Source organism: Kitasatospora albolonga (genome assembly GCA_002082585.1).
Classification (GTDB): Bacteria; Actinomycetota; Actinomycetes; order Streptomycetales; family Streptomycetaceae; genus Streptomyces; species Streptomyces stephensoniae.
On sequence record CP020563.1, the window covers coordinates 2,611,715 to 2,633,356 of the forward strand.

Genomic DNA, 21,642 nt, shown 5'->3' on the forward strand with positions numbered 1-21,642 from the left:
CGGGGCCCCGGGCGGGCCTTTCGGGGCGCTGCCCCGGACCCCGCTCCTCAAGCGCCGGGGGGGCTGGTTTTCCCCCGGACTGGCTGGGATTGCCCCACCGGCCGGAGGCAAGGCTCGGGGCCTACGCCCAGAGCTGGCCCTGCAAGGTCTCGATCGCCGCTTCCGTCGTCTCGGCCGTGTAGACGCCCGTCGACAGGTACTTCCAGCCGCCGTCCGCCACCACGAAGACGATGTCCGCGCTCTCCCCCGCCTTGACCGCCTTCTTGCCCACGCCGATCGCCGCGTGGAGCGCGGCGCCGGTGGAGACGCCCGCGAAGATGCCCTCCTGCTGGAGGAGTTCGCGGGTGCGGGTGACCGCGTCGGCGGAGCCGACCGAGAAGCGGGTGGTGAGGACCGAGGCGTCGTACAGCTCGGGGACGAAGCCCTCGTCGAGGTTGCGGAGGCCGTAGACCAGGTCGTCGTAGCGCGGTTCGGCGGCGACGATCTGGATGCCCTCGCGGTTCTCGCGGAGGTAGCGGCCGACGCCCATGAGGGTGCCGGTGGTGCCGAGGCCCGCCACGAAGTGGGTGATGGACGGGAGGTCGGTGAGGATCTCCGGTCCGGTGGTGGCGTAGTGGGCGCCCGCGTTGTCCGGGTTGCCGTACTGGTAGAGCATCACCCAGTCCGGGTGTTCGGCGCTGAGCTCCTTCGCGACGCGTACGGCGGTGTTGGAGCCGCCCGCGGCCGGGGAGGAGATGATCTCGGCGCCCCACATGGCGAGCAGGTCGCGCCGTTCCTGCGAGGTGTTCTCCGGCATGACGCAGACGATGCGGTAGCCCTTGAGCTTGGCCGCCATGGCGAGCGAGATGCCGGTGTTGCCGCTGGTGGGCTCCAGGATGGTGCAGCCGGGGGTGAGTCGGCCGTCCTTCTCCGCCTGTTCGACCATGTGGAGCGCGGGGCGGTCCTTGATCGAGCCGGTGGGGTTGCGGTCCTCCAGCTTGGCCCAGATGCGGACGTCCTCGGACGGGGACAGCCGCGGAAGGCGGACGAGGGGGGTGTTCCCCACGGCCGCCAGCGGGGAGTCGTACCGCATCAGCGCATGCCGCCGGCGACGGCCGGGAGGATGGTGACGTTGTCGCCGTCGCTGAGCTTGGTGGAGATGCCGTCCAGGAAACGGACGTCCTCGTCGTTGAGGTAGACGTTCACGAAGCGGCGGAGCTGCTCGCCGTCGACAATGCGCTCACGGATGCCGTTGTGGCGGCTGTCCAGGTCGGCGAAGAGGTCGGCGAGGGTGTCCCCGTTGCCTTCGACGGCCTTGGCGCCGTCGGTGTAGGTGCGGAGGATGGTCGGGATGCGGACCTCGATGGCCATGGCGTGGGCTCCTGTCGAAAGCGGGAGGTGGCGTGGGGCGCGCGTTTCTTCCCCCGCGCGGGGGGTGGGGCGTGGTGCGTGGGGCTCGCGGTGGGCCCGGCCCCCGTCAGGCCGTGCGGCTCGCGGTCAGGCTGCGGGCGGGGGACAGATCGCGCTCTTGAGCCTGCACAGGTCGACGTGCAGCCGCGCGACGAGCAGCGTGCCCGGCGTCCTGTTGCTCACGTCATGGGGAACCATGCGGGCATCGTATCGATTCCCGGCCGGGAAACCCGAGTGTGATCCCACATGGTGGATGGTTCGCGACCATTATGCGGACAGAGCGGGGCGGCCGGGTCCCTCCGGGAGGTAGACGACGGTGGGGGCGCCGGTCTTCGGGTGGGCGCTGACCTCGGCGGCGACGCCGTACACCTCGCTCAGCAGCTCCGCCGTGAGGACCTCCTCCGGGGTGCCGGAGGCGACGACCCGGCCGTCCTTGAGGACGTAGACGCGGTCGCAGTAGTAAGCGGCGAGGTTGAGGTCGTGCAGGGCGAGCAGGTTGGTGGTGCCGAGGCCCCGGACCAGGGAGAGGGTCTCCAGCTGGTAGCGGATGTCCAGGTGGTTGGTCGGCTCGTCCAGGACGACGAGCGCGGGCTGCTGGACCAGGGCGCGGGCGACCAGGGCCCGTTGGCGTTCGCCGCCGGAGAGGGAGGCGAACGTACGGGGTTCGAGTGCGGCGATCCCGACCCGCTTCAGGGCGTCGGCGACGAGCGCGGTGTCGGCGGCGCTGTCCGCCTCCCAGAACCGCTTGTGCGGGGCGCGGCCCATCGCGACGACCTGGCCGACGGTCAGCTCGAACCCGGCGTGGCCGTCCTGCGGGACGGTGGCGATGCGCTGGGCGCGGGCCTTCACGGGGAGGGTGGCGAGGTCGTCGCCGTCCAGGAGGACCCGGCCGTGGGTGGGGCGCAGGGTGCCGTAGACGCAGCGCAGGAGCGTGGTCTTGCCGCTGCCGTTGGGTCCGACCAGGCCGACGGTCTCGCCGTCGGCGGCGGTGAGGTCGACGGCGTCGACGAGGTGGCGGCCCCCGCCGGTCCCGTACGAGAGGCTTTCGGTGCGCAGGGTGGTCACGGGCGGGCTCCTTCGGGCGGTGCGGTCACACGGGCGCTCCCCTGCCGGTGGCGTACGGGTCGTCTCACGCGGGCGCCCCTTCCGGCCTGCGCCGCAGCATCCACAGGAAGAACGGTCCGCCGGTCAGGGCCGTGAGCACGCCGACCGGGATGTCCTGCGGGGCGGCCAGCGTCCGGGCGGCCAGGTCCGCGAGGACCAGGAACACCGCCCCGCCGAGCGCGACCACCGGCAGCAGCGCGCGGTGCGAGGCGCCGACCGCCATCCGGGCCATGTGCGGGACCATCAGCCCGACGAAGCCGATCGCCCCGCTGTACGCGACGAGCGCCCCGGTCATCAGGGAGGCGAGGACGAAGACGGCGGCCCGGAAGCGGGCGGTGTCCAGCCCGAGGACGGTCGCGCCCTCCTCCCCCACCAGGAGCAGGTCGAGCGGGCGGGCCAGGGTGAGGAGCACGGCCGTACCGGCGATCAGGGTGACCGTGGGGAGCGCGAGCATGTCCCAGCGGGCCGCGCCGAGGCCGCCGAGGGTCCAGTAGAGGACTTCCTGGAGGTGGTCGGCGCGGGCGGAGGTGACCAGGATCAGGCTGGTGAGGGCGGAGAGGATGTAGGAGACGGCGACCCCGGCAAGGACGAGCCGGTTGGTGGTGAGGCCTCCCCCGCCGCGCGCCAGGGTGTAGACGAGCAGCAGCGAGAGCAGGGCCCCGGCGAAGGCGGCGGCGGGGATCGTGACGGTGGTGGCGAGGGACGCGCCGATGCCGAGGACGATGACGACGACCGCGCCGGTGGAGGCGCCGGAGGAGACGCCGAGGAGGAACGGGTCGGCGAGCTGGTTCCGTACGAGGGCCTGGAGGACCGTGCCGATGACGGCGAGTCCGGCGCCGACGACGATGCCGAGCAGGACCCGGGGCAGCCGCACGTCCAGGACGATCGTGCGGAACGGGCTCGCCTCCGCCCGCCCGGTCAGGATGTCGATGACCTGGCCGGGCGGAATGCGGACGGAGCCGAGGGCGAGGGCGGCGACCACGGCGGCTGCGAGGAGTACGGCGAGGACGCCGACGACCAGGGTGTAGCGCAGCAGCCGCCGGGGTGCGGGGGCGCGGCAGGTCACGGGGTGGTGGCCGCCGGGTGGAGCTGGGCCGCGAGCTTGTCGACGGCGGCGGGGACGCGGACGCCGAGGACCACGTCCGAGAGGGGCATGACCGCGAAGCGCTTGTTCTTGATGGCGGGGACGTCGGCGAGGGCCGGGTCGGTGAGGAGGCGCTTCTTCTTCTGTTCGACGGTGGTGGCGCCGTAGTCGTAGATCACGATCGCCTCGGGCTTGCGGGCGACGACGTTCTCCCAGGAGGCGTCCCCGAAGGACTTGTCGAGGTCGGCGAAGATGTTGGTGCCGCCGGCGCGCTTGATCAGCTCGTTGCCGATGCCCTTGCCGCCCGCGGTGAACGCGGTCTTGTCGCCGCTGTCGTAGACGAAGACGGGGAGGGCCTTGAGGTCCTTGAGCTTCTCGGCGGTCGCCGCGTTGTCGGCCTTGGCCTGCTTGATCCACGCCTCGGCGCGGTCGGCGACGCCGAAGGTGCGGCCGACCTCGCGGACCTCCTCGTAGAGGGTCTCCATCGGGGTGTCGGCCTTGGCGCAGCTCTCGGTGTTGAGGCGGCTCTCGATGCCGGACTTCTTGAACGCCTCGCGGCTGCGGCCGTCGCCCGCCGCGAACGCGCTGGCGTAGCCGCCGTAGACGAAGTCGGGGTTGGAAGCGAGGACCTGCTCGTAGGAGGGGTACTCCTTGGCGATCACCGGGACGGAGGCGTAGTCCTTGGCGTACTTCGGCAGGACCTTGTCGTCGAGGTAGGCGGTGCCGACGAGGGACTTGGCCAGGCCCAGCTCCAGCATGATCTCGGTGACGTGCTGGTTCATGGTGACCACGCGCTTCGGCGGGGCCTTGAAGGTGCTGGTGACACCGCAGTTCTTCACGGTGTACGGGAAGCCGTCGCTCTTCTCCGAAGCCTCGGGCCTGCCCTGGGCGTCGGTGGAGGTCTCCGAGGTGGAGCAGGCGGTGAGGGCGAGCGGGAGCAGCACGGCGGCGGCTATGAGCGCGGGGGTGCGCCGGGACATGGCGGGGCCTCTCCGGGGGATTTCCGCGTCCCCTGGTCGATGCGGAAAGGCGGCGGGCCAGTTCCTGGCTTCCGGGCCCTCTCCGGTACGGAGTCCGTACGGGAGAGGGCCCGGTCACAGTGGCGGGACCGTGCCGGAATCGCACCGGCTTCCTGGTTCCCGCTGCCTTGTGTTCGGGTCTGGGGTGCAGTGTGCCAGACCGATCCGGAGGGTCGGCGGGGCCCCCGGGCGACAAACGTTGCGGCTCAGTACGCCTCGACGACCTGCACCTCTTCCTCGGTGATCACGCCGTCCACGATGCGGTACGAGCGGAACTGGAAGGGGCCCGCGCCGTCGGTGTCGGCGGTGGAGACCAGGACGTAGTGGGCGCCGGGCTCGTTGGCGTACGTCACGTCGGTGCGGGAGGGGTACGCCTCGGTCGCGGTGTGGGAGTGGTAGATGACCACGGGCTCCTCGTCGCGGTCGTCCATCTCGCGGTACAGCTTGAGGAGGTCGCCGGAGTCGAACTCGTAGAACGTGGGCGAGCGGGCGGCGTTGAGCATCGGGATGAAGCGCTCGGGGCGCCCGGTCCCGGCCGGTCCCGCCACCACACCGCACGCCTCGTCGGGGTGGTCGGCGCGGGCGTGGGCGACGATCTGGTCGTGGAGCGCCTGGGTGATGGTCAGCATGGCAAGAGGATAGGCATGCGGGCCCTCGCGTACCGGTGGGTGGTACGGGAGGGCCCGCATGGTGGACGCCGGGGCCGTGGGGGGAGGGGGAGCGGCCGGGGCGCCCGGGAGGAGGGCCGGTCGTGGGCCCGTGGTGTCGGGCCCGCCCTCGGGGTCGGTGCTCGGCGCGAGCGGGTGGGGTGCTCGGCGGAGCCTGGGTCAGCGCTTGGCGAAGGCGGTGTTCTCCGGGTCGCGCGACCTGAGCATCAGGTAGGAGACGCCGAGGAGGAGTGCCCAGAGCGGGGCGCAGTAGAGCGAGATCCTGGCCTCCTCGTCGATCGCCATCATCACGATGACCAGGCCGATGAAGCCGAGCGCGAACCAGCTGGTGTACGGGGCGCCCGGGGCCTTGAACGAGGAGTGCGGGAGCATGCCCGCGTCGGCGAGGCGGCGGTAGCGGATCTGGCTGATCAGGATCATGATCCAGGCCCACATGCCGGAGATCGTCGCGAAGGAGACGACGTAGTGGAACGCCTCGCCCGGCCACTGGTAGTTGATCCAGACGCCGACCAGCATCAGGGCGGCGGAGAAGGTCGTGCCGACGAGCGGCAGGCCGTTCTTCGTCAGCTTGGTGAAGGCGCGCGGGCCCTGTCCGTTCATGGCCAGGTCGCGGAGCATCCGGCCGGTGGAGTACATGCCGGAGTTGCAGGAGGAGAGCGCGGCGGTCAGGACGACGAAGTTGACGATGGCGGCGCCGACGCCGAGCCCCATCTCCTCGAACGCCTTCACGAACGGCGAGACGCCCGGCTTGAAGGTGGACCACGGCACGACCGACAGGATCATGATCAGCGCGCCGACGTAGAAGACGGCGATGCGCCACGGCACGGTGTTGATGGCCTTGGGCAGCACGGTCTTGGGGTCCTTGGACTCCCCGGCGGTGACGCCGACGAGTTCCACGGCGAGGAAGGCGAACATGACGATCTGGAGCGTCATCAGCATGCCGCCGATGCCGTTCGGGAAGAACCCGCCGTCGTTCCAGAGGTTGGAGACGGTCGCGGTGTCGCCCGCGTCGGAGAAGCCGATGGTCAGGACTCCGGCGCAGATGAGGATCATGCCGACGATCGCGGTGACTTTGACCATGGAGAACCAGAACTCCAGCTCACCGAAGAGCTTCACGGAGATCAGGTTGGCGCCGTACAGAATGATGGTGAAGACGAGGGCGGACAGCCACTGCGGAATGTTCCACCAGTACGTCATATAGGTGGCGGCGGCGGTGACTTCGGTGATTCCGGTGACGACCCAGAACAGCCAGTAGGTCCAGCCGGTCACGAATCCGAAGAAGGGCCCGATGAATTCGCGGGCGTACTCCGAGAAGGAGCCGGAGACCGGGCGGTACATGAGGAGTTCGCCCAGGGCCCGCATGATGAAGAAGATGACCAGGCCCGCGAGGCAGTAGGCCAGGATGAGGCTCGGTCCGGCCCGGTCGATCGCTTTGCCCGCGCCGAGGAAGAGCCCGGTGCCGATGGCTCCGCCGATGGCGATCATCTGGATCTGACGGGCTCCCAGACCGCGCTGGTACCCCTCGCCACTGGTCACGGCCTCCCCGGCGTCCGCGCCGGGCTTTCCGTTGTCGGCCTGTCCCTCGTCGACCTGTGCCGATGTCATGTGTGGTGCGCCTTTCTCCACGCCGATCCGCGCCGTGCAGGCTGCGGATCAGGTCCTGATCCCCCCGGATATGGATGGAGTGCCGCCGGCGTTCGGCCGGCTTGTGGCGACCCCGGGAACAGGGGTGGCGTCCCCGGGCGATCGTGAAGATTTATCACGGCCGTCACAGGACACCATGGGACATTCTGTGGCGCATCCCACAGATAAAAGCGGACAAGAAGCTCCATCCGCCAGGAAAGGCGCTTATGTCTTGGCGGGATCATTACCCGGATCTGAGCGTCCGTTGAGCGAACACGGACGCCCCGCCGCCCGGGGCCGGAGGATTACGGCATCAGTGTCTCGACGAGCGTTTCCTGGAGCGCGCCGAGCCAGAGGTAGGCCATCACCATCGGCTTGCGCGGGTCGCTGTCGGGGAGCCGGTAGAGGGAACCGTCCTCGCCCTCGTCCTCGTCGGAGACCTCCAGCCGGGTGCCGATGGTGAGCCGCAGGTCGTTGAGCGAGCCCAGCCAGGCGCGGCACTCGACGGCGGTGAGGGTGAGCACGCCTCCGCCGTCCCCGGCGGAGGCGAGGGAGTCGAGGGTCCGTACGACGGTGAGGGCGTCCTCGCGCTTGCGGGAGCGCAGGTCGTTCTCGGTGAACCGGCGGAACTCGGCGGACAGCTCACGCAGCTCCTCCTCGGAGGTGCCCCGGGGCGCGGCCCCGTCGGGCCCCCCGTAGGCGTCCGGGAAGAGCCGGGCCAGGGCCGGGTCGGAGGGCGGCTTGCTGGGGCCCTCGGCGAAGAGCGCGGCGAGCGGGTCCTCGCCCTCGGCGGGCGTGTCGCCCGGGCCGATCAGTTCGAGCAGCTGCACGGCGAGGGAGCGCAGGATCGAGATCTCGACCTCGTCGAGCGCGACGGCCGCGCCGCCGCCCGGGGTGGCCTCGAAATGGCCGGCCATGGATTCTCCGATGGTGGAACGGACGGGGCGGGACAGCGGTCGGGGCGAGGGGCGCCAGGGGCTAGTTGCGGTCCTGGGTGAGGGTGGCCCACAGCCCGTAGCCGTGCATGGCCTGGACGTCGCGCTCCATCTCCTCACGGCTCCCGCTGGAGACGACGGCACGGCCCTTCTGGTGCACGTCGAGCATGAGCTTGTGGGCCTTGTCCTTCGAGTAGCCGAAGTACGCCTGGAAAACGTAGGTCACATAGCTCATGAGGTTGACCGGGTCGTTGTGGACGAGCGTCACCCACGGGACGTCCGGCTCGGGGACCGCGAAGGTCTCCTCGGCCGAATCAGGACGTTCGATCTCTACGGGGGTAGCAACGCTCACCTGTCCCATGCTGCCACCCGGGCGGCCCGGACGCACAAACGGACCCCACATCTCGTCACTCTGACGAATAGGGGGTAGCATCCCAGCCATGAACTCAGCGGACCTCGGGCGACGGGTCGGCGTTCCGTCGACCGCGCTCTTCACCGACCAGTACGAACTGACCATGGTGCAGGCGGCACTCAAGGCGGGCACCGCCTCCCGCCGCTCCGTCTTCGAGGCGTTCACCCGACGGCTGCCCGAGGGGCGGCGGTACGGGGTCGTCGCGGGCACCGGGCGGGTGCTGGACGCGGTGGAGAACTTCCACTTCGACGACGAGATGATCGGCTTCCTGCGCCAGCAGGAGATCGTGGACGAGCCGACCCTGCAATGGCTGGCGGACTACCGCTTCAGCGGCGACATCTGGGGCTACCCGGAGGGCGAGGTGTACTTTCCGGGCTCGCCGGTCCTGCGGGTGGAGGGCTCCTTCGCCGAGTGCGTGCTGCTGGAGACGGTGATCCTCTCCATCCTCAACCACGACTCCGCCATCGCGGCCGCCGCCTCGCGGATGTCGGCCGCCGCCGGGGGCCGCCGCCTGATCGAGATGGGCGCGCGGCGCACCCACGAGCTGTCGGCGGTGGCCTCGGCGCGGGCGGCGTACGTCGGCGGGTTCGACGCCACCTCCGACCTGGCGGCCGGTTTCCGCTACGGCATCCCGACCGTGGGCACCAGCGCGCACGCCTTCACCCTGCTCCACGACACCGAGCGCGACGCGTTCCGGGCCCAGGTGGACTCGCTGGGCCGGGGCACCACGCTGCTGGTCGACACGTACGACGTGACCGAGGCGGTGCGGGCGGCGGTGGAGATCGCGGGGCCCGGGCTCGGGGCCGTACGGATCGACTCGGGCGATCTGCTGCTGGTCGCGCACCGGGTGCGGCAGCAGCTGGACGAGCTGGGGGCCACCGGCACGAGGATCGTGGTGACCTCGGACCTGGACGAGTACGCCATCGCCTCGCTGGCCGCCGCCCCGGTGGACGCGTACGGGGTCGGCACCCAGCTGGTCACCGGGAGCGGGCACCCCACGTGCTCGATGGTCTACAAGCTGGTGGCCCGCGCCGGGTCGGCGGAGCCGGACGCTCCGCTGGTGCCGGTGGCGAAGAAGTCGCTGGGCGCGAAGGCGTCGAAGGGCGGCCGCAAGTGGGCCGCGCGCCGGGCCGACGAGCACGGCGTGGCCGAGGCCGAGGTGATCGGCACCGGGGCGGTGCCGCGGGAGCTGGCGGGCCGGGAACTGCTGGTGGAGCTGGTGCGGGGCGGCGAGGTGGTCGCGCGGGAACCGCTGGAGGCGGCCCGGGAGCGGCATGTGGCGGCCCGGGCCGGTCTGCCGATGTCGGCGATGCAGCTGTCGCGGGGCGAGCCGGTGATCGTCACGGAGTACGCGTGAGGCCGCGGCCCGGCCCAGAAGGCGCGGGGTCCCCACCGCCGGGGTTCCGCCCCCGGACGCCGGACGGGCCGGGGTGGGCGCCCCGGGCCCGAGTGGGTAGGGGTTGATTGTCAGGCCCCAGTCCCTACGCTCAATGCCATCCCCGTGAACCATCAGTCATGGACACCGCAACACCACCGCTCACCTCCCCCACCCACCTAAGGACACCCGTCATGCACCGCGCATTGATCGTCGTGGACGTTCAGAACGACTTCTGCGAGGGCGGCAGCCTCGCGGTGGCGGGTGGTGCCGATGCCGCCGCCGCCATCACCGACCTCATCGGGGCGGCCCAGCCCGGCTACCGGCACGTGGTCGCCACCCGGGACCACCACGTCGACCCCGGTGACCACTTCTCCGAGACCCCGGACTTCGTGGACTCCTGGCCGGTGCACTGCGTCGCCGGTACCGAGGGGGTGGGCTTCCACCCGAACTTCGCGCCCGCCGTCGCCTCCGGGGCCATCGAGGCCGTCTTCGACAAGGGCGCGTACTCGGCCGCGTACAGCGGTTTCGAGGGCGCCGACGAGAACGGCACCGGCCTCGCCCAGTGGCTGCGCGAGAGGTCCGTCACCGAGGTCGACGTGGTCGGCATCGCCACCGACCACTGCGTACGGGCCACCGCCCTGGACGCGGCCCGTGAGGGCTTCGTCACCCACGTGCTGCTCGACCTGACCGCCGGGGTCGCCCCAGCGACCACCGAGAAGGCCCTGGACGAGCTGCGGGCGGCGGGCGTGAAGCTCTCCGGGAAGCCCGTCGTGGCCGAGGCCCTGTAGGGCCCGCGGCAGCCGCGTACGGCCCGCCCTACGCCGCCGGGCGGGCCGGTCCGGCGTATCCCGCCGGGCCCAGCAGCGCCCGGATCGGGTGCCACAGCTCCTGGGCCGACTGGAGCGACAGCTGCGCCTGCGGCGACTGGCCGGGCACCTCCGGCGCCGCCGCCCGCCACAGCAGGCCGTCCGGGTGGTGCAGCACCGCCGTGACCTCGTCCGGGGTGGGCGGCCGGTCGTTGCCGCGCAGGTACACCGCCCGCAGCCCCAGGTTGCGCAGCCTGGTCAGGGCGCGCGCCCGGTTCGCCGCGTGGACCAGCACCCGTACCGGGGCCCCGGGCCCCGTCCCCGTACCGCCGGACGGTGGTCCGGTGAGGGTCAGCGCCACCACCACCGTGCCGTTCGGCAACCTGCAGAAACCTCCGCCTGCCATGCTCCGCACTCCCCCGTGAGACGTCGTGTCAATAAGGATGTGAACAAGACGCACCTAAACACGATCGGCCGCCGCCCGCTAGAGGGCGACGGCCGATCATGCTCTGACCTGCGGTGTTACGGAATTATCGGCCCGAGGGGCTGACCAGCACGGTCATCGTGGAGCCGTTCAGCGGCTCGTGCACGATGGAGATGCGGGTGTTGGTGTCAGAAACCTTGACGCTGCCCGTCGGGTTCTCCTTGTACCAGTAGGTGCCCCTGCGGTCGTCGAAGACCGGGTTGCCCAGGGAGGGCTGGATCTTCAGCGGCACGTCCTTGTTGTGGAGCGTGAAGCCCTTGTTCGGGTACCAGCTGAACGGGGCGTCGAACGGCTGGATCTTGTTGCGCACGATCGAGCCGTCCTTCCACTTCAGCGGCTTCGCGTGCGAGTCGACCGGCAGGATCAGGCCCTCGCCCGGGTGGACGGAGGTGTTGTTGTCCTTCTGGGAGGTGTCCCAGAGCCACACGAGCAGACCCGTCTGGTACGCGTAGTGCTCGACCCAGTTGGGGCGGGTGGTGGCGAAGCCGAAGTTGTACGGGCCGACCTTGAGGGTCTCGTCGTACGACACGTACTGGCGGTTCTCCGCGATGTAGTACTGCGGGTAGTCCTGCGTGAACGACTCGCCGATCCGCGAGAAGCCCTTCGAGGTCCAGCCGTTGTCACCGTCCTCGGCGTTGTCCGCGAAGAGGGTGGCGCCGTCGGCCGTGACGGTGATCTCGTCGGCCGCGAAGCCGTTGCCGCCCGCGCCGCCGTCCGTCTGGTAGCGGAAGCGGAGGTCGATCTTCTTGCCCGCGTAGGCGTCGAGGGAGTAGGAGAGCTTCTTGTACGCGCCCGAGACGTCGGTCAGCGCGGGCTTGTCGCTGGCGTCGCGCGGGATCGGCTTGCCGTCGGCGGTGCCGTCGAGCGCGGTCCAGCTGGTGCCGCCGTTGTCGGACACCTCGGTGTAGAGGTAGTCGTAGTCGGCCTCGATGTCGTACCAGCCCGAAAGGTCCAGCTTCGCGGCGGACTTGCCGGTCAGGTCGACCGAACGGGTCAGCGTGTTCGAGAGGTTGTCGCCCCGGTCGCTCCACCACTGCTTCACGCCCTCGGCGGGCTTGACGACCGTGGTGGTGACGGACTTGGCCGGGAGCTCGACGACGAGCGCCTGCGGGTTCTTGGTGTTGTACGCCGAGACGCCCAGCTTGTGCAGCGAGGTCTTGCCCGCCTTGGCCGTCTCGTAGTCGAGCCAGCCCAGCTGGAGCTTGTCCCACGAGGTCATGTCGCCCGGCAGGTCGCCGATCTGGCCCTTGCCGGTGCCGAGCCAGGAGCCCGCCGACATCAGGGACCAGTAGCCGACCGAGTTCTCGCCGCCGCCTGAGGTGTCGTACAGGTCCGGCAGGCCGAGGTCGTGGGCGTACTCGTGGGCGAAGACGCCCAGGCCGCCGTTCTCGGGCTGGACGGTGTAGTCACCGACCCAGATGCCCGTGTCACCGATCTGCGCGCCACCGGCCTTGTTGTACTCCGGGCCGGTCGCACCCGCGTTGGTGCCGTACGCGTACCAGCGGTGCGCCCAGATGGCGTCGCCGCCCTGCGCGCCGCCGCCCGCCGACTCGTCCTCACCGGCGTGGACGAGCTGGAAGTGGTCGATGTAGCCGTCCGGCTCGTTGAAGTTGCCGTCGCCGTCGTGGTCGTAGCGGTCCCACTGGTCGTACTCGGCCAGGTCCGCCTTGATCTGCGCGTCGGTGCGGCCCTTGGCCTTCTGGTCGGCGACCCAGGCGTTGACGCCGTCGCGGACGGCGTCCCAGACGTTGGCGCAGTTGGACTGGCCGCAGTAGTTGGAGCCGTAACGGGCCTCGTTGTACTCGACCTTCACCCAGTCGGAGACCGTGCCCTCGACCGAGTAACGGCCCGAGGAGGTCTTCTCGTAGTAGGTCTTGAGCGAGTGGACGCCCTTGCCCTCGCCGAAGTACAGCTTCTCGAAGTGCGCCCGGTTGTAATCGGCCTTCCAGGCGGTGCTGTTGTCCTTCTTCGGGTCCGGCTTCGCGATCTCGTTGTGCGCCGGGCCGGGCGTGCCGCCGTACTTCTTGACCGGCGGCTTGGGGCCGTCGCCGTCCGGGTCGAACATGGTCGTGTCGTCGACCTTGTCGCCGAACTCCAGCAGGATGGTGAAGATCTTGTCGGTCTTCTCCCGGCCGAGCTCCACGTACTTCTTGTCGCCGAGCTTGACGACCTTGGAGCCGCTCCGGTTCGTCACCTTCTTGTCCCCGGCGAGCACCTGCTCCAGCGCTGCCTCCCGCTGCGCTGCCTGCTGCTCGCTGAAGGGACCTTCGAGGTTGTGCTCCACGTGTCCCTTGCCGGGCGCCGGGTCATGGCGGTCGACGGTGGGAGCCGCGGAAGCGGCGGGAGCTGACGAGGTGTCATGCGCCTGGGCGGTGGCGAAGGTCGACGCCGTCGCTGCGGTGGCGGCCATGGCCACGACAACAGCGGCGGTGCGAAGCGCCCGTCTCTGATTGGTCACTTGATTGCAGTCCTCCCCGGGCGTCCGCGCAGCGGCCAGGGGGGTATGGAGAGGGCCGCGCGCGCAACGCGTCACAAGTGACGACATTCGATCGGAGTTGCGAGAGAAAAGACAGACCTTGACTTGAACAGACCAAGTGCACTATGCAGGAGCGCCCTTCCGGTATCCGGACAGGATCGCTCCCAACAGGCGCGCCGCACCGTCCGGTTGGTGAGAGACGTGACTCCGTGCGCCCCCTGTGCACCGGTACCGTGGGTTAGGTCACGCTTACTACCCGTCCGGGTCGGGCATCCACCGTCGTAGGGTCGGAACGCACCTGTGCACGCGTGCCGACCGCCCGACCATCCGACGTCCCGAGGACGGAAACCGCCATGCCGCGTCCGACTGCCGCACAGCTCGTCTACGGTTCGGCCACCGTCGTCTGTACGACCCTCGCCCTGCTGCTGCTCTCCGGTACGGAATCGGGGCTCGGCGTGGCCCTCGCCGGTGCCACCGGGCTCGCGCTCGGCCTGCTCGTGGCCGTACGCCTGCCCCAGCCGCAGCCCCAGCCCCGTCCCGGGCAGAGCGCGCGGCTCCACGCGGCGCACCCGGGAGCGGCCGTCGCGCACCGCGCGGTGGACGGGACCGGGGCCCGGCACCGGGTCCCGGCCGCCCGGCCCTCCCAGCGGGCGGACCAGCGGGCGGGTGAGCACTCACTGCGCCGCTGAGCGACCGGACGCCCCGGGCGGCCGGGCCGGCGGACGCGCCCGGCCCGACCGCCCTTCGGCCTGCCTAACGGGCCACGACCACCACGGTCTTGGCCGCCTTGTCCTGGAGCCCCTGCCGGTAGGGCTTGTCGGTGAACATCAGCACGATGTTGATCAGCCACCACAGGCACGGGCAGCACAGCAGCGCCGGGGCCCAGAGGACGGCGGCCCGCGTCAGCGCCGCGCTCGTGTCGGGCACCCGCCCGTCGTTGAGCATCGCCACCCGCAGCTTCAGCAGCCGCTTGCCGAGCGTGCGGCCGTCCTTGTGCGTGAAGTACGTGTCGTACGCGATGTAGACGGCCAGGCCGATCAGCGACCACACGAACTGGTTGCCGGTGTAGGAGTTGCTGATCGCGTCGCCGAACCCGTCGCCGTCGTCGGTGGTGACGTCGACCGCGCCGCCCCACGGCAGCGAGATCAGGTACAGCGGGATCGAGATGATGAGGAAGTCGATCAGCCGCGCCAGAATCCGCTTGCCCGGCTCGGCGAGCGGCGGCATCCCGGCCAGCGGATCGGGCGCCCCGAAGCCACCGCCGCTGCCGTACGGGTCGTTCGGCGGCGGGGGCGGCGGAGGGGGCGGCGCGCTCCCGTACGGCGGCTGACCGTACGGCGGCTGACCGTCTGACGGCGGCGGGGGCTCCTGCGGCTTCTTGAGGAACGGATCGTCGTCCTCGGGCGGCTGGCCGGGCGTCGGCTGGTCGTTGCTCATGGGGGCAGTGCACCCCGTGCCACCGGGGCCCGCAACGGCTCAGGTGCGTTCGGGGGACGCGGGGCGGCATACGAGTCTACGGCGGGCCTCCGGAGGCCGCCCGCGCAGCCGCCCGGCCGATGCCCAGCCGCCCCGGCCGATGCCCAGCCGCCGTCGGAAGCCCCGCCCGCCCGGCCGCCCTCAGCCCGCTACGAAGGTGCGGGCCGCCTTGTCGTGCCAGCACTGGCGCCAGGGGCGGTCGACCAGGCACCAGAACACGTTGACCACGCCGATGACGAGGAGCCCCAGCACCCCGTAGACGAGCCAGCGGCGCAGGGCCGCGCCCAGCGTGGGCGTCTCGTGGGACTCGATGTCCCGTACGTCGAGCCCGAGGAGCTTCTTGCCGAGCGTCCGGCCCCACTTGGCGGTGGGCAGCGCCTCCAGGAGGAAGCCGAGGAGGAGGAAGGCCGCGAGCAGGGCCCCCAGCAGCGCCCCGGTGGTGGAGTCCAGCAGCCAGACGGTGACGGTCTCGCCGGTCTGCTTGGCCGCGGTGATCTTCCGGTCGATGTGGTCCAGCGCCCGGGTGGCCAGGGGGACGGCCACCGCGCCCACGACCGCGCCGAGCACCAGGGTGTCGACCAGCCGGGCGGCGAACCGCTTGCCGAGTCCGGCGGGCCTGGCCGAGGTCTGGGAGCGGACCAGCTGCTGGAAGGGGTCGTCGGCCGCCGGGGGCTTCCAGGGCACGACGGGCTGGTCCGCCGCCGCCGTCCCGGACTGCGCGAAGGGGGGCTGCTGTTGCTGGGACGGAAGGGGGTGAGGGTGGGGCACCGGCTGCTGCTGGTGCTGCTGCTGAGGGGCTTGGTGCTGCTGGGGTGTCTGGTGCTGGGGTTGCTGCTGGAGCGCCTGTTGCTGGTGGGGCTGGTGGGGCTGCTGCTGCTGCGCTTCGGGCTGGGCCAGTTGGTGGACCTGCTGCGCCCAGGAGGCGGACCCGCCGCCGGGGCCCGGGGTGAGCGGGGTGTGCAGGGCCGCCGGAGGTACGGGGGTGGGCGCGGCGGGGGTCTCGGGGGCCCGGACCGGCCCCTGCCGCGCCTCCTGGGGAGCGGGGGCCGTCTGTTGGGCCCGGGCCGGGAGAGGGCGGGGCTCCGGAGCCGGTGCCAGGACCGGCCGCTGCGCCGCGCTCACGTTCTGCGGCCCCTGCGGCGTACCGGCGTTCGGCTGTACGGCGTTCAGCTGTGCCGCGTCGGGCCGTACGGGATTCGGCTGTACGGCTCCGGGCTGCGGGGCGCTCCCCCGTGCGTCCGCCCGTGGGCCCACCGCGCGGATCGTGACCGTCCCCTCGGTCGGCGGGCGCGCCCCCGCCTCCTCCGGCGTCCGGCCGCCGCCACCGCCGTCCCGCATCCCCGGCAGCGCGCCGCCGGTCGGGTCCTGGGCGAGGGGCGGCCGGGCCCCGGGGGAGGCGGGCTCCGGGGCCGGGCCGCCGCCCCAGGAGACCCGGCGGTCACGCTCGCCGCCGAAGCCGGTCTGGCGCGCGGAGTCGGCCTGCCAGACGGACCCGGCGGCGGGTTCACCGGAGCCGCCCGGACCCTCCGCCGGACCGGCCTCCTCCTCGTCGAAGAAGATCGGCCCGGTCTCCTCCACCGGCCCGGCCTGCGCACCGGCGGCCTGCGGGGCAGGGGCCGCGGAGGGCGCCGGAGCGGGCTGCTGGGGCGCGGGCCTGCTCGTACCGGGGACCCAGGACGCGCCGTTCCAGTACCGGACGTAACCGGGGATGGAGGGGTCGGGGTAGTAGCCCTCGCGGGGGCTCTCGTCACCGGGTGCCGGAGTTGGCGCGCTCATCAGCGGGTCCCGTATCTCTTCGCGGCCTCAGGCCGTCCCCGGAGTGCGGGCGGACGGCCTCAATACAAGGGTCCACATCTATCAGACCGCCACGTGCCCCCGGGCCGGTCCGACTGTTTGGGACCACTTTCGCGACGGATCGAAGTTTTTTTGAGAAGTCGCGTAATAGGTGGCGGGGAGGGCGCTCTCTCCTTGTGCGGGACGGTCACGGGACCGGCCCATGAGCACCGGAAGGTCGTGCATTCTCATGATGAACATCGTGGAACGTGAGCTGGAGCTGAAGCTCGTCCTGTCCCCCGAGCGGTCCATCCCGGTCCCCGCCCGGCTGACGTACCGCACGGACGACCCGTACGCCGTGCACATCGCCTTCCACATCGGCTCCGAGTCGCCCGTGCACTGGACGTTCGCCCGGGAGCTGCTGGTGGAAGGGGTGTTCCGGCCGTGCGGGCACGGGGACGTGCGGATCTGGCCGACGAAGGTCGACCGGCGCAGCGTGGTCTGCGTGGCCCTCACCTCCCCCGACGGCAACGCCCTGCTGGAGGTGCCCTCGGCCGCCGTCTCCGCCTGGGTGGAGCGGACCCTGCGCATCGTGCCGCCGGGCACCGAGGCCGACCGGCTCGGGATCGACGAGGCGCTGGCGGAGCTGCTGGCCCCGCTGCCGGCGGACGACCTGTGGCTGAGCGACCCGTGGTCGGCGGACGAGTCGCCGTCCCAGGACGGTGAGGCGTGAGGGCGGCTCACCAGGGCGTGCGGGGCCCCGCAGGAGGCGGGTGTTCAGAAGAGCTTGCCGGGGTTGAGGAGACCGAGCGGGTCGAAGGCGGCCTTGATGGAGCGCTGCAACGCGATGCCGGTCTCGCCCAGTTCGCGGGCGAGCCACTCCTTCTTGAGGACGCCGACGCCGTGCTCGCCCGTGATGGTCCCGCCCAGCTCCAGGCCGAGCGCCATGATCGCGTCGAAGGACTCGCGGGCCCGGCGGGACTCGTCGGGGTCGGTGTGGTCGAAGCAGACGACGGGGTGGGTGTTGCCGTCGCCCGCGTGGGAGCAGACGCCGATGGTGAGTCCGTACTCCTCCGCGATGGCGGCGGTCCCCTCCAGCATCGCGCCGAGCCGCGAACGCGGGACGCAGACGTCGTCGATCATCGTGGCGGACGTGACGGCCTCCAGCGCGGTGAGCGACATCCGGCGGGCCTGGAGGAGGAGTTCGGACTCGGCCGGGTCGTCGGCGGGGACCACTTCGGTGGCCCCCGCCGCCGTGCAGAGGGCTCCGACGGCGGCGAGGTCGGCCGCCGGGTCCGGGGTGTCGAAGGCGCAGAGGAGGAGCGCCTCGGTGGTCTCGGGCAGTCCCATGGAGGCCAGTTCGTTGACGGCACGCACGGTCGTCCGGTCCATCAGTTCGAGGAGTGACGGCGTGTGACCGCGCTCCATGATCCGGCACACAGCGTCACAGGCGGTGGCTGCCGAGGGGAACTCGGCGGCGAGGACAAGCTGCTGCGGCGGCTGCGGCTTCAGCGCGAGGACGGCTTTCACGATGATCCCGAGGCTGCCCTCGGAGCCGACGAGGAGACGGGTGAGGTCGTAGCCCGCGACGCCCTTGGCCGTGCGGCGGCCGGTGGTCAGGAGCCGCCCGTCGGCGAGGACGACGTCGAGGCCGAGGACGTACTCGGCGGTGACCCCGTACTTCACGCAGCACAGGCCGCCGGAGGCCGTGCCGATGTTGCCGCCGATGGTGCAGGTCTCCCAGCTGGAGGGGTCCGGCGGGTAGTACAGGCCGTGTGCGTTCACCGCGCGTGACAGCACCGCGTTGACGACGCCCGGCTCGACGACGGCGATCCGGTCGACCGGGCTGATCTCCAGGATGCGGTCCATCTTCACCAGGGAGAGCACGATGCAGCCGTCCGAGGCGTTGGCCGCGCCGGACAGGCCGGTACGGGCGCCCTGCGGGACCACCGGGACGCGCAGCGCGGTGGCGGTGCGCATGACGTGCTGGACCTGCTCGACCGTGCGCGGGAGCACGACGACGGCCGGGGTTCCGGCCGCGCAGAAGCTCGCCATGTCGTGGGCGTAGGACGCGGTGACGTCCGGATCGGTGATCAGGGCCTCGGCGGGGAGCTCCGTGCGCAGGCGTTCGAGAAGATCGCTCATGGTTCCAGCGTGGCACTCGGGGGCCAAAGGTGTGAACCCGTCGGCGGCAGCGATCCCAAGGCGCGGTGTGCTCGTATGACTGACGCACAGTGATGGCCATGGATGTCATGCCCCAGCAGGAGCCCGAGTCCCGCCGCCGGCCGACGGAGCCGTCCCCGCACGGTGCCGGGGCCCCCGATGCGATGTCCGGCGAAGAGCCCTCCGCGCCGCCCGCCGAAGGCGCCACCGCCGTACCGCCGCCTCCTCCCACCCTGCGGACGACCCTGCGCCGGGCCGCGTTCGGGGCGGTGGCGGCGGGGGTGCTGCTGGCCGGGGCGCTGGTGGCCGTACCGGACCGGGGGCGGGACGCGCCGAAGGAGCCGGGGCCGGTGGAGCGGGCCGAGGCGGCGGCGACCGCGGGCTCCCCCGCCTCCCTCTCGGACCTGACCGCGCTGATCGGGGACCGGCAGCAGTGGGTGGAGGCCCACCCGAAGGACGCGCCCTCGTGGGCGACGCTCGGTTCGGCGTACGTGGAGTGGGGGCGGCGCTCGGCGGACGCGGCGTACTACGGGCGCGCCGAGGAGGCGCTGAAGCGGTCGCTGGAGGCGCGGCCGGGTGAGCGGGGCAACGGCGAGGCGTGGGTGGGGATGGCGGCCCTGGCCAACGCGCGGCAGGACTTCCTGGCGGCGAAGCGGTGGGGCGAGACGGTACGGAAGCAGGAGCCGGACAGCTGGCGGGTGTACCCGGTCCTCATCGACGCGTACACCGGCCTCGGGGACCGGAAGGCGGCGACCGAGGCGACGGAGAGGTTCGGCGAGCTGCGCAAGGGCGTCCCGGCGCTGGCCCGGACCGCCGAGCTCTACCGCGGCCAGGGCTGGCGCGAGGACGCGCTGGCCACCGCCCGCGAGGCCGCCGACCGGGCGGGGACGCCCGCCGAGAAGGCCGAGGCGCTGCACCGGCTCGGCGAGCTGGCCTGGGAGCGGGGCGAGCCGGAGGAGGCCCTCGCGCAGTTCGACGCGGCGCTGCGCACGGAGTCCGGCCACCACACGTCCCTGGCGGGCAGGGCCCGGGCGCTGGCCGCGCTGGACCGCACGGACGAGGCGCTGGCCGCGTACCAGAGCGTGCTCACCGAGCTGCCGCGCCCGCTGTACGCCCTCGAACTAGGGGAGCTGTACGCGTCCCTGGGGCTCGACGGGGACGCCCGGAGCCAGTACGCCGAGCTGGAGAAGCTGCTCGCGCGGTCGAAGGCGGCCGGGGTGGACGAGTCGGTGCTCCGGGCCCGGTACGAGAGCGATCACGGGGACCCGGCGGTGGCGGTGGAGCTGCTGCGCGCCCAGTGGAAGAAGCAGCACCGCAGTGCGGCGGTGGCGGACGCGCTGGGCTGGGCGCTGCACCGGGCGGGGCAGCCGGAGGAGGGGCTGAAGTACGCGCGGCAGGCGGTGGACACGGGGGTGCGGAACGCCTCGTACGCGTACCACCTGGGCGTGATCGAACGGCAGCTGGGCGAGCACGGTGCGGCCCGCCGCCATCTGGCGGAGGCGCTCCGGACCAACCCGGCGTTCTCACCGCTGGACGCGCCGAAGGCCCGGGAGGCCCTGGAGGCGCTGGGCGATCCGCCGCCGGGCGGTCCCGGGGCCACGGGCTGAACGAACGGTCCCTGTACGCACGACCGCGGTCCGGGGTGCTGCCCCGGACCGCGGTCGTGTGAGGGATACGTACGGCTGTGAGGGATACGGACGGCTCAGAGGTTGCCGCGCTTCTCCTGCTCGCGCTCGATCGCCTCGAACAGGGCCTTGAAGTTGCCCTTGCCGAAGCCCATGGAGCCGTGGCGCTCGATCATCTCGAAGAAGACGGTCGGGCGGTCCTGGACCGGCTTGGTGAAGATCTGGAGCAGGTAGCCGTCCTCGTCGCGGTCGACCAGGATCTTCAGCTCGCGCAGGGTCTCGACCGGCACCCGGGTCTCCCCGGCCCACTCGCCGAGGGTGTCGTAGTACGAGTCGGGGGTGTCCAGGAACCGCACACCGGCCGCGCGCATCGAGCGGACCGTGGCGACGATGTCGTTGGTGGCGAGCGCGATGTGCTGGACACCGGCGCCGCCGTAGAACTCCAGGTACTCGTCGATCTGCGACTTCTTCTTCGCGATCGCGGGCTCGTTGATCGGGAACTTCACCTTCAGCGTGCCGTCGGCGACGACCTTCGACATCAGGGCGGAGTACTCGGTGGCGATGTCGTCGCCCACGAACTCCTTCATGTTGGTGAAGCCCATGACCTCGTTGTAGAAGCCGACCCACTCGTTCATCCGGCCGAGCTCGACGTTGCCCACGCAGTGGTCGATGGCCTGGAAGGTGCGCTTGGCGGGCGGCTCGACGATCGGGTCGGCGGCGACGTAACCGGGGAGGTAGGGGCCGTCGTAGCCGGAGCGCTCCACCAGGGTGTGGCGGGTCTTGCCGTACGTGGCGATGGCGGCGAGGACCACCGTGCCGTGCTCGTCCTTGACCTCGTGCGGCTCGGTGAGGCCGCGGGCGCCGTGCTCGACGGCGTACGCGTAGGCGGCGCGGGCGTCCGGGACCTCGATGGCGAGGTCGATGACGCCGTCACCGTGCGCGGCCACATGGTCGGAGAGGAAGGTCCCCCACTCGGTGGACGCCTTGATCACGGAGGTGAGGACGAAGCGGGCGGCGCCGTTGGTGAGGACGTAACTCGCGGTCTCGCGGCTGCCGTTCTCCGGTCCGGAGTAGGCCACGAGTTTCATGCCGAAGGCGGTCGAGTAGTAGTGCGCGGCCTGCTTGGCGTTGCCCACGGCGAAGACGACCGCGTCCATTCCCTTGACCGGGAAGCGGTCGGCCTGCGCTGCGGTGTCGGGGCTGGTGTGCAGAGTCTCAGTCATGTTC

At 71.6% G+C, this 21,642-nt stretch carries 20 protein-coding genes and 1 riboswitch; of the genes, 5 read left to right on the plus strand and 15 right to left on the minus strand.

Going from position 1 to position 21,642, the window contains the following annotated elements; translation table 11 throughout:
• Positions 1 to 121: 121 nt before the first annotated feature.
• The 9 genes from cysM to B7C62_11315 all read right to left on the minus strand — a co-directional run bounded on the left by cysM (position 122) and on the right by B7C62_11315 (position 8,183).
• Positions 122 to 1,072, minus strand: coding sequence for a cysteine synthase B (gene cysM, locus B7C62_11275; GenBank protein ARF72789.1), 951 nt, complete (start codon positions 1,070 to 1,072; stop codon positions 122 to 124).
• Positions 1,072 to 1,350, minus strand: coding sequence for a molybdopterin synthase sulfur carrier subunit (locus B7C62_11280; GenBank protein ID ARF72790.1), 279 nt, complete (start codon positions 1,348 to 1,350; stop codon positions 1,072 to 1,074). The genes cysM and B7C62_11280 overlap by 1 nt, the downstream gene beginning before the upstream one ends.
• 306 nt (positions 1,351 to 1,656) lie before the next feature.
• Complete coding sequence (locus tag B7C62_11285; GenBank protein ARF72791.1) at positions 1,657 to 2,454, minus strand: histidinol phosphatase; 798 nt, start codon at positions 2,452 to 2,454, stop codon at positions 1,657 to 1,659.
• Between the two features lie 64 nt (positions 2,455 to 2,518).
• On the minus strand, positions 2,519 to 3,559 hold the full coding sequence (locus tag B7C62_11290) for an iron ABC transporter (GenBank protein ARF72792.1): 1,041 nt from the start codon (positions 3,557 to 3,559) through the stop codon (positions 2,519 to 2,521).
• On the minus strand, positions 3,556 to 4,557 hold the full coding sequence (locus B7C62_11295; protein ARF72793.1) for a hypothetical protein: 1,002 nt from the start codon (positions 4,555 to 4,557) through the stop codon (positions 3,556 to 3,558). Before B7C62_11295 ends, B7C62_11290 begins: the two co-directional genes overlap by 4 nt.
• 37 nt (positions 4,558 to 4,594) lie before the next feature.
• A riboswitch (cobalamin riboswitch) is annotated at positions 4,595 to 4,755 on the minus strand.
• A 47-nt stretch (positions 4,756 to 4,802) separates the two neighbouring features.
• On the minus strand, positions 4,803 to 5,225 hold the full coding sequence (locus tag B7C62_11300; protein ARF72794.1) for a peptidase: 423 nt from the start codon (positions 5,223 to 5,225) through the stop codon (positions 4,803 to 4,805).
• Between the two features lie 198 nt (positions 5,226 to 5,423).
• A complete protein-coding gene (gene proY / locus B7C62_11305) occupies positions 5,424 to 6,869 on the minus strand; it encodes a proline-specific permease ProY (GenBank protein ID ARF72795.1) in 1,446 nt (481 codons plus the stop codon).
• Between the two features lie 323 nt (positions 6,870 to 7,192).
• Positions 7,193 to 7,804, minus strand: a complete 612-nt coding sequence (locus B7C62_11310; GenBank protein ARF72796.1) for a hypothetical protein — start codon at positions 7,802 to 7,804, stop codon at positions 7,193 to 7,195.
• A gap of 61 nt (positions 7,805 to 7,865) precedes the next feature.
• Positions 7,866 to 8,183 carry an ATP-dependent Clp protease adaptor ClpS gene (locus B7C62_11315; protein ARF72797.1) on the minus strand — a complete coding sequence of 106 codons (318 nt, stop codon included), beginning with the start codon at positions 8,181 to 8,183 and terminating at the stop codon, positions 7,866 to 7,868.
• A gap of 79 nt (positions 8,184 to 8,262) precedes the next feature.
• Between B7C62_11315 and B7C62_11320 the strand changes: the two genes are divergently transcribed.
• Positions 8,263 to 9,591: a nicotinate phosphoribosyltransferase gene (locus B7C62_11320; protein ARF72798.1), complete on the plus strand. Its 1,329-nt coding sequence runs from the start codon at positions 8,263 to 8,265 to the stop codon at positions 9,589 to 9,591.
• Positions 9,592 to 9,803: 212 nt separating this feature from the next.
• Positions 9,804 to 10,400, plus strand: a complete 597-nt coding sequence (locus tag B7C62_11325) for a nicotinamidase (protein ID ARF72799.1) — start codon at positions 9,804 to 9,806, stop codon at positions 10,398 to 10,400.
• A 28-nt stretch (positions 10,401 to 10,428) separates the two neighbouring features.
• Here B7C62_11325 and B7C62_11330 read toward each other — a convergent pair whose 3' ends face one another.
• Both B7C62_11330 and B7C62_11335 read right to left on the minus strand, forming a co-directional pair.
• Complete coding sequence (locus B7C62_11330; protein ID ARF72800.1) at positions 10,429 to 10,824, minus strand: hypothetical protein; 396 nt, start codon at positions 10,822 to 10,824, stop codon at positions 10,429 to 10,431.
• A 124-nt stretch (positions 10,825 to 10,948) separates the two neighbouring features.
• Positions 10,949 to 13,360 (minus strand): protease, encoded by a 2,412-nt coding sequence (locus B7C62_11335; protein ARF72801.1) that lies wholly within the window; start codon positions 13,358 to 13,360, stop codon positions 10,949 to 10,951.
• 371 nt (positions 13,361 to 13,731) lie between these two features.
• Between B7C62_11335 and B7C62_11340 the strand changes: the two genes are divergently transcribed.
• Positions 13,732 to 14,067, plus strand: coding sequence for a hypothetical protein (locus B7C62_11340; protein ARF72802.1), 336 nt, complete (start codon positions 13,732 to 13,734; stop codon positions 14,065 to 14,067).
• 64 nt (positions 14,068 to 14,131) lie between these two features.
• On the opposite strand, the gene B7C62_11345 is transcribed toward B7C62_11340, so the two are convergent.
• The gene (locus tag B7C62_11345; protein ID ARF72803.1) at positions 14,132 to 14,815 is read right to left on the minus strand and encodes a hypothetical protein; all 684 of its coding nucleotides are present in this window, start codon (positions 14,813 to 14,815) and stop codon (positions 14,132 to 14,134) included.
• A gap of 180 nt (positions 14,816 to 14,995) precedes the next feature.
• Positions 14,996 to 16,630, minus strand: coding sequence for a hypothetical protein (locus B7C62_11350; protein ID ARF72804.1), 1,635 nt, complete (start codon positions 16,628 to 16,630; stop codon positions 14,996 to 14,998).
• Between the two features lie 247 nt (positions 16,631 to 16,877).
• On the opposite strand from B7C62_11350, the gene B7C62_11355 reads away from it, so the two are divergent.
• Positions 16,878 to 17,360 (plus strand): sporulation protein SsgA, encoded by a 483-nt coding sequence (locus B7C62_11355; GenBank protein ARF72805.1) that lies wholly within the window; start codon positions 16,878 to 16,880, stop codon positions 17,358 to 17,360.
• Between the two features lie 44 nt (positions 17,361 to 17,404).
• Here the strand turns inward: B7C62_11355 and B7C62_11360 are convergent, their stop codons facing one another.
• Positions 17,405 to 18,772: an FAD-binding oxidoreductase gene (locus tag B7C62_11360; protein ARF72806.1), complete on the minus strand. Its 1,368-nt coding sequence runs from the start codon at positions 18,770 to 18,772 to the stop codon at positions 17,405 to 17,407.
• 98 nt (positions 18,773 to 18,870) lie between these two features.
• Here B7C62_11360 and B7C62_11365 point away from each other — a divergent pair, with 98 nt between their 5' ends.
• Positions 18,871 to 20,397 carry a hypothetical protein gene (locus B7C62_11365; protein ID ARF77101.1) on the plus strand — a complete coding sequence of 509 codons (1,527 nt, stop codon included), beginning with the start codon at positions 18,871 to 18,873 and terminating at the stop codon, positions 20,395 to 20,397.
• A 95-nt stretch (positions 20,398 to 20,492) separates the two neighbouring features.
• Here B7C62_11365 and B7C62_11370 read toward each other — a convergent pair whose 3' ends face one another.
• Entirely contained in the window at positions 20,493 to 21,638 is a 1,146-nt protein-coding gene (locus tag B7C62_11370) for a 4-hydroxyphenylpyruvate dioxygenase (protein ARF72807.1), read from the minus strand.
• Positions 21,639 to 21,642 lie beyond the last annotated feature (4 nt).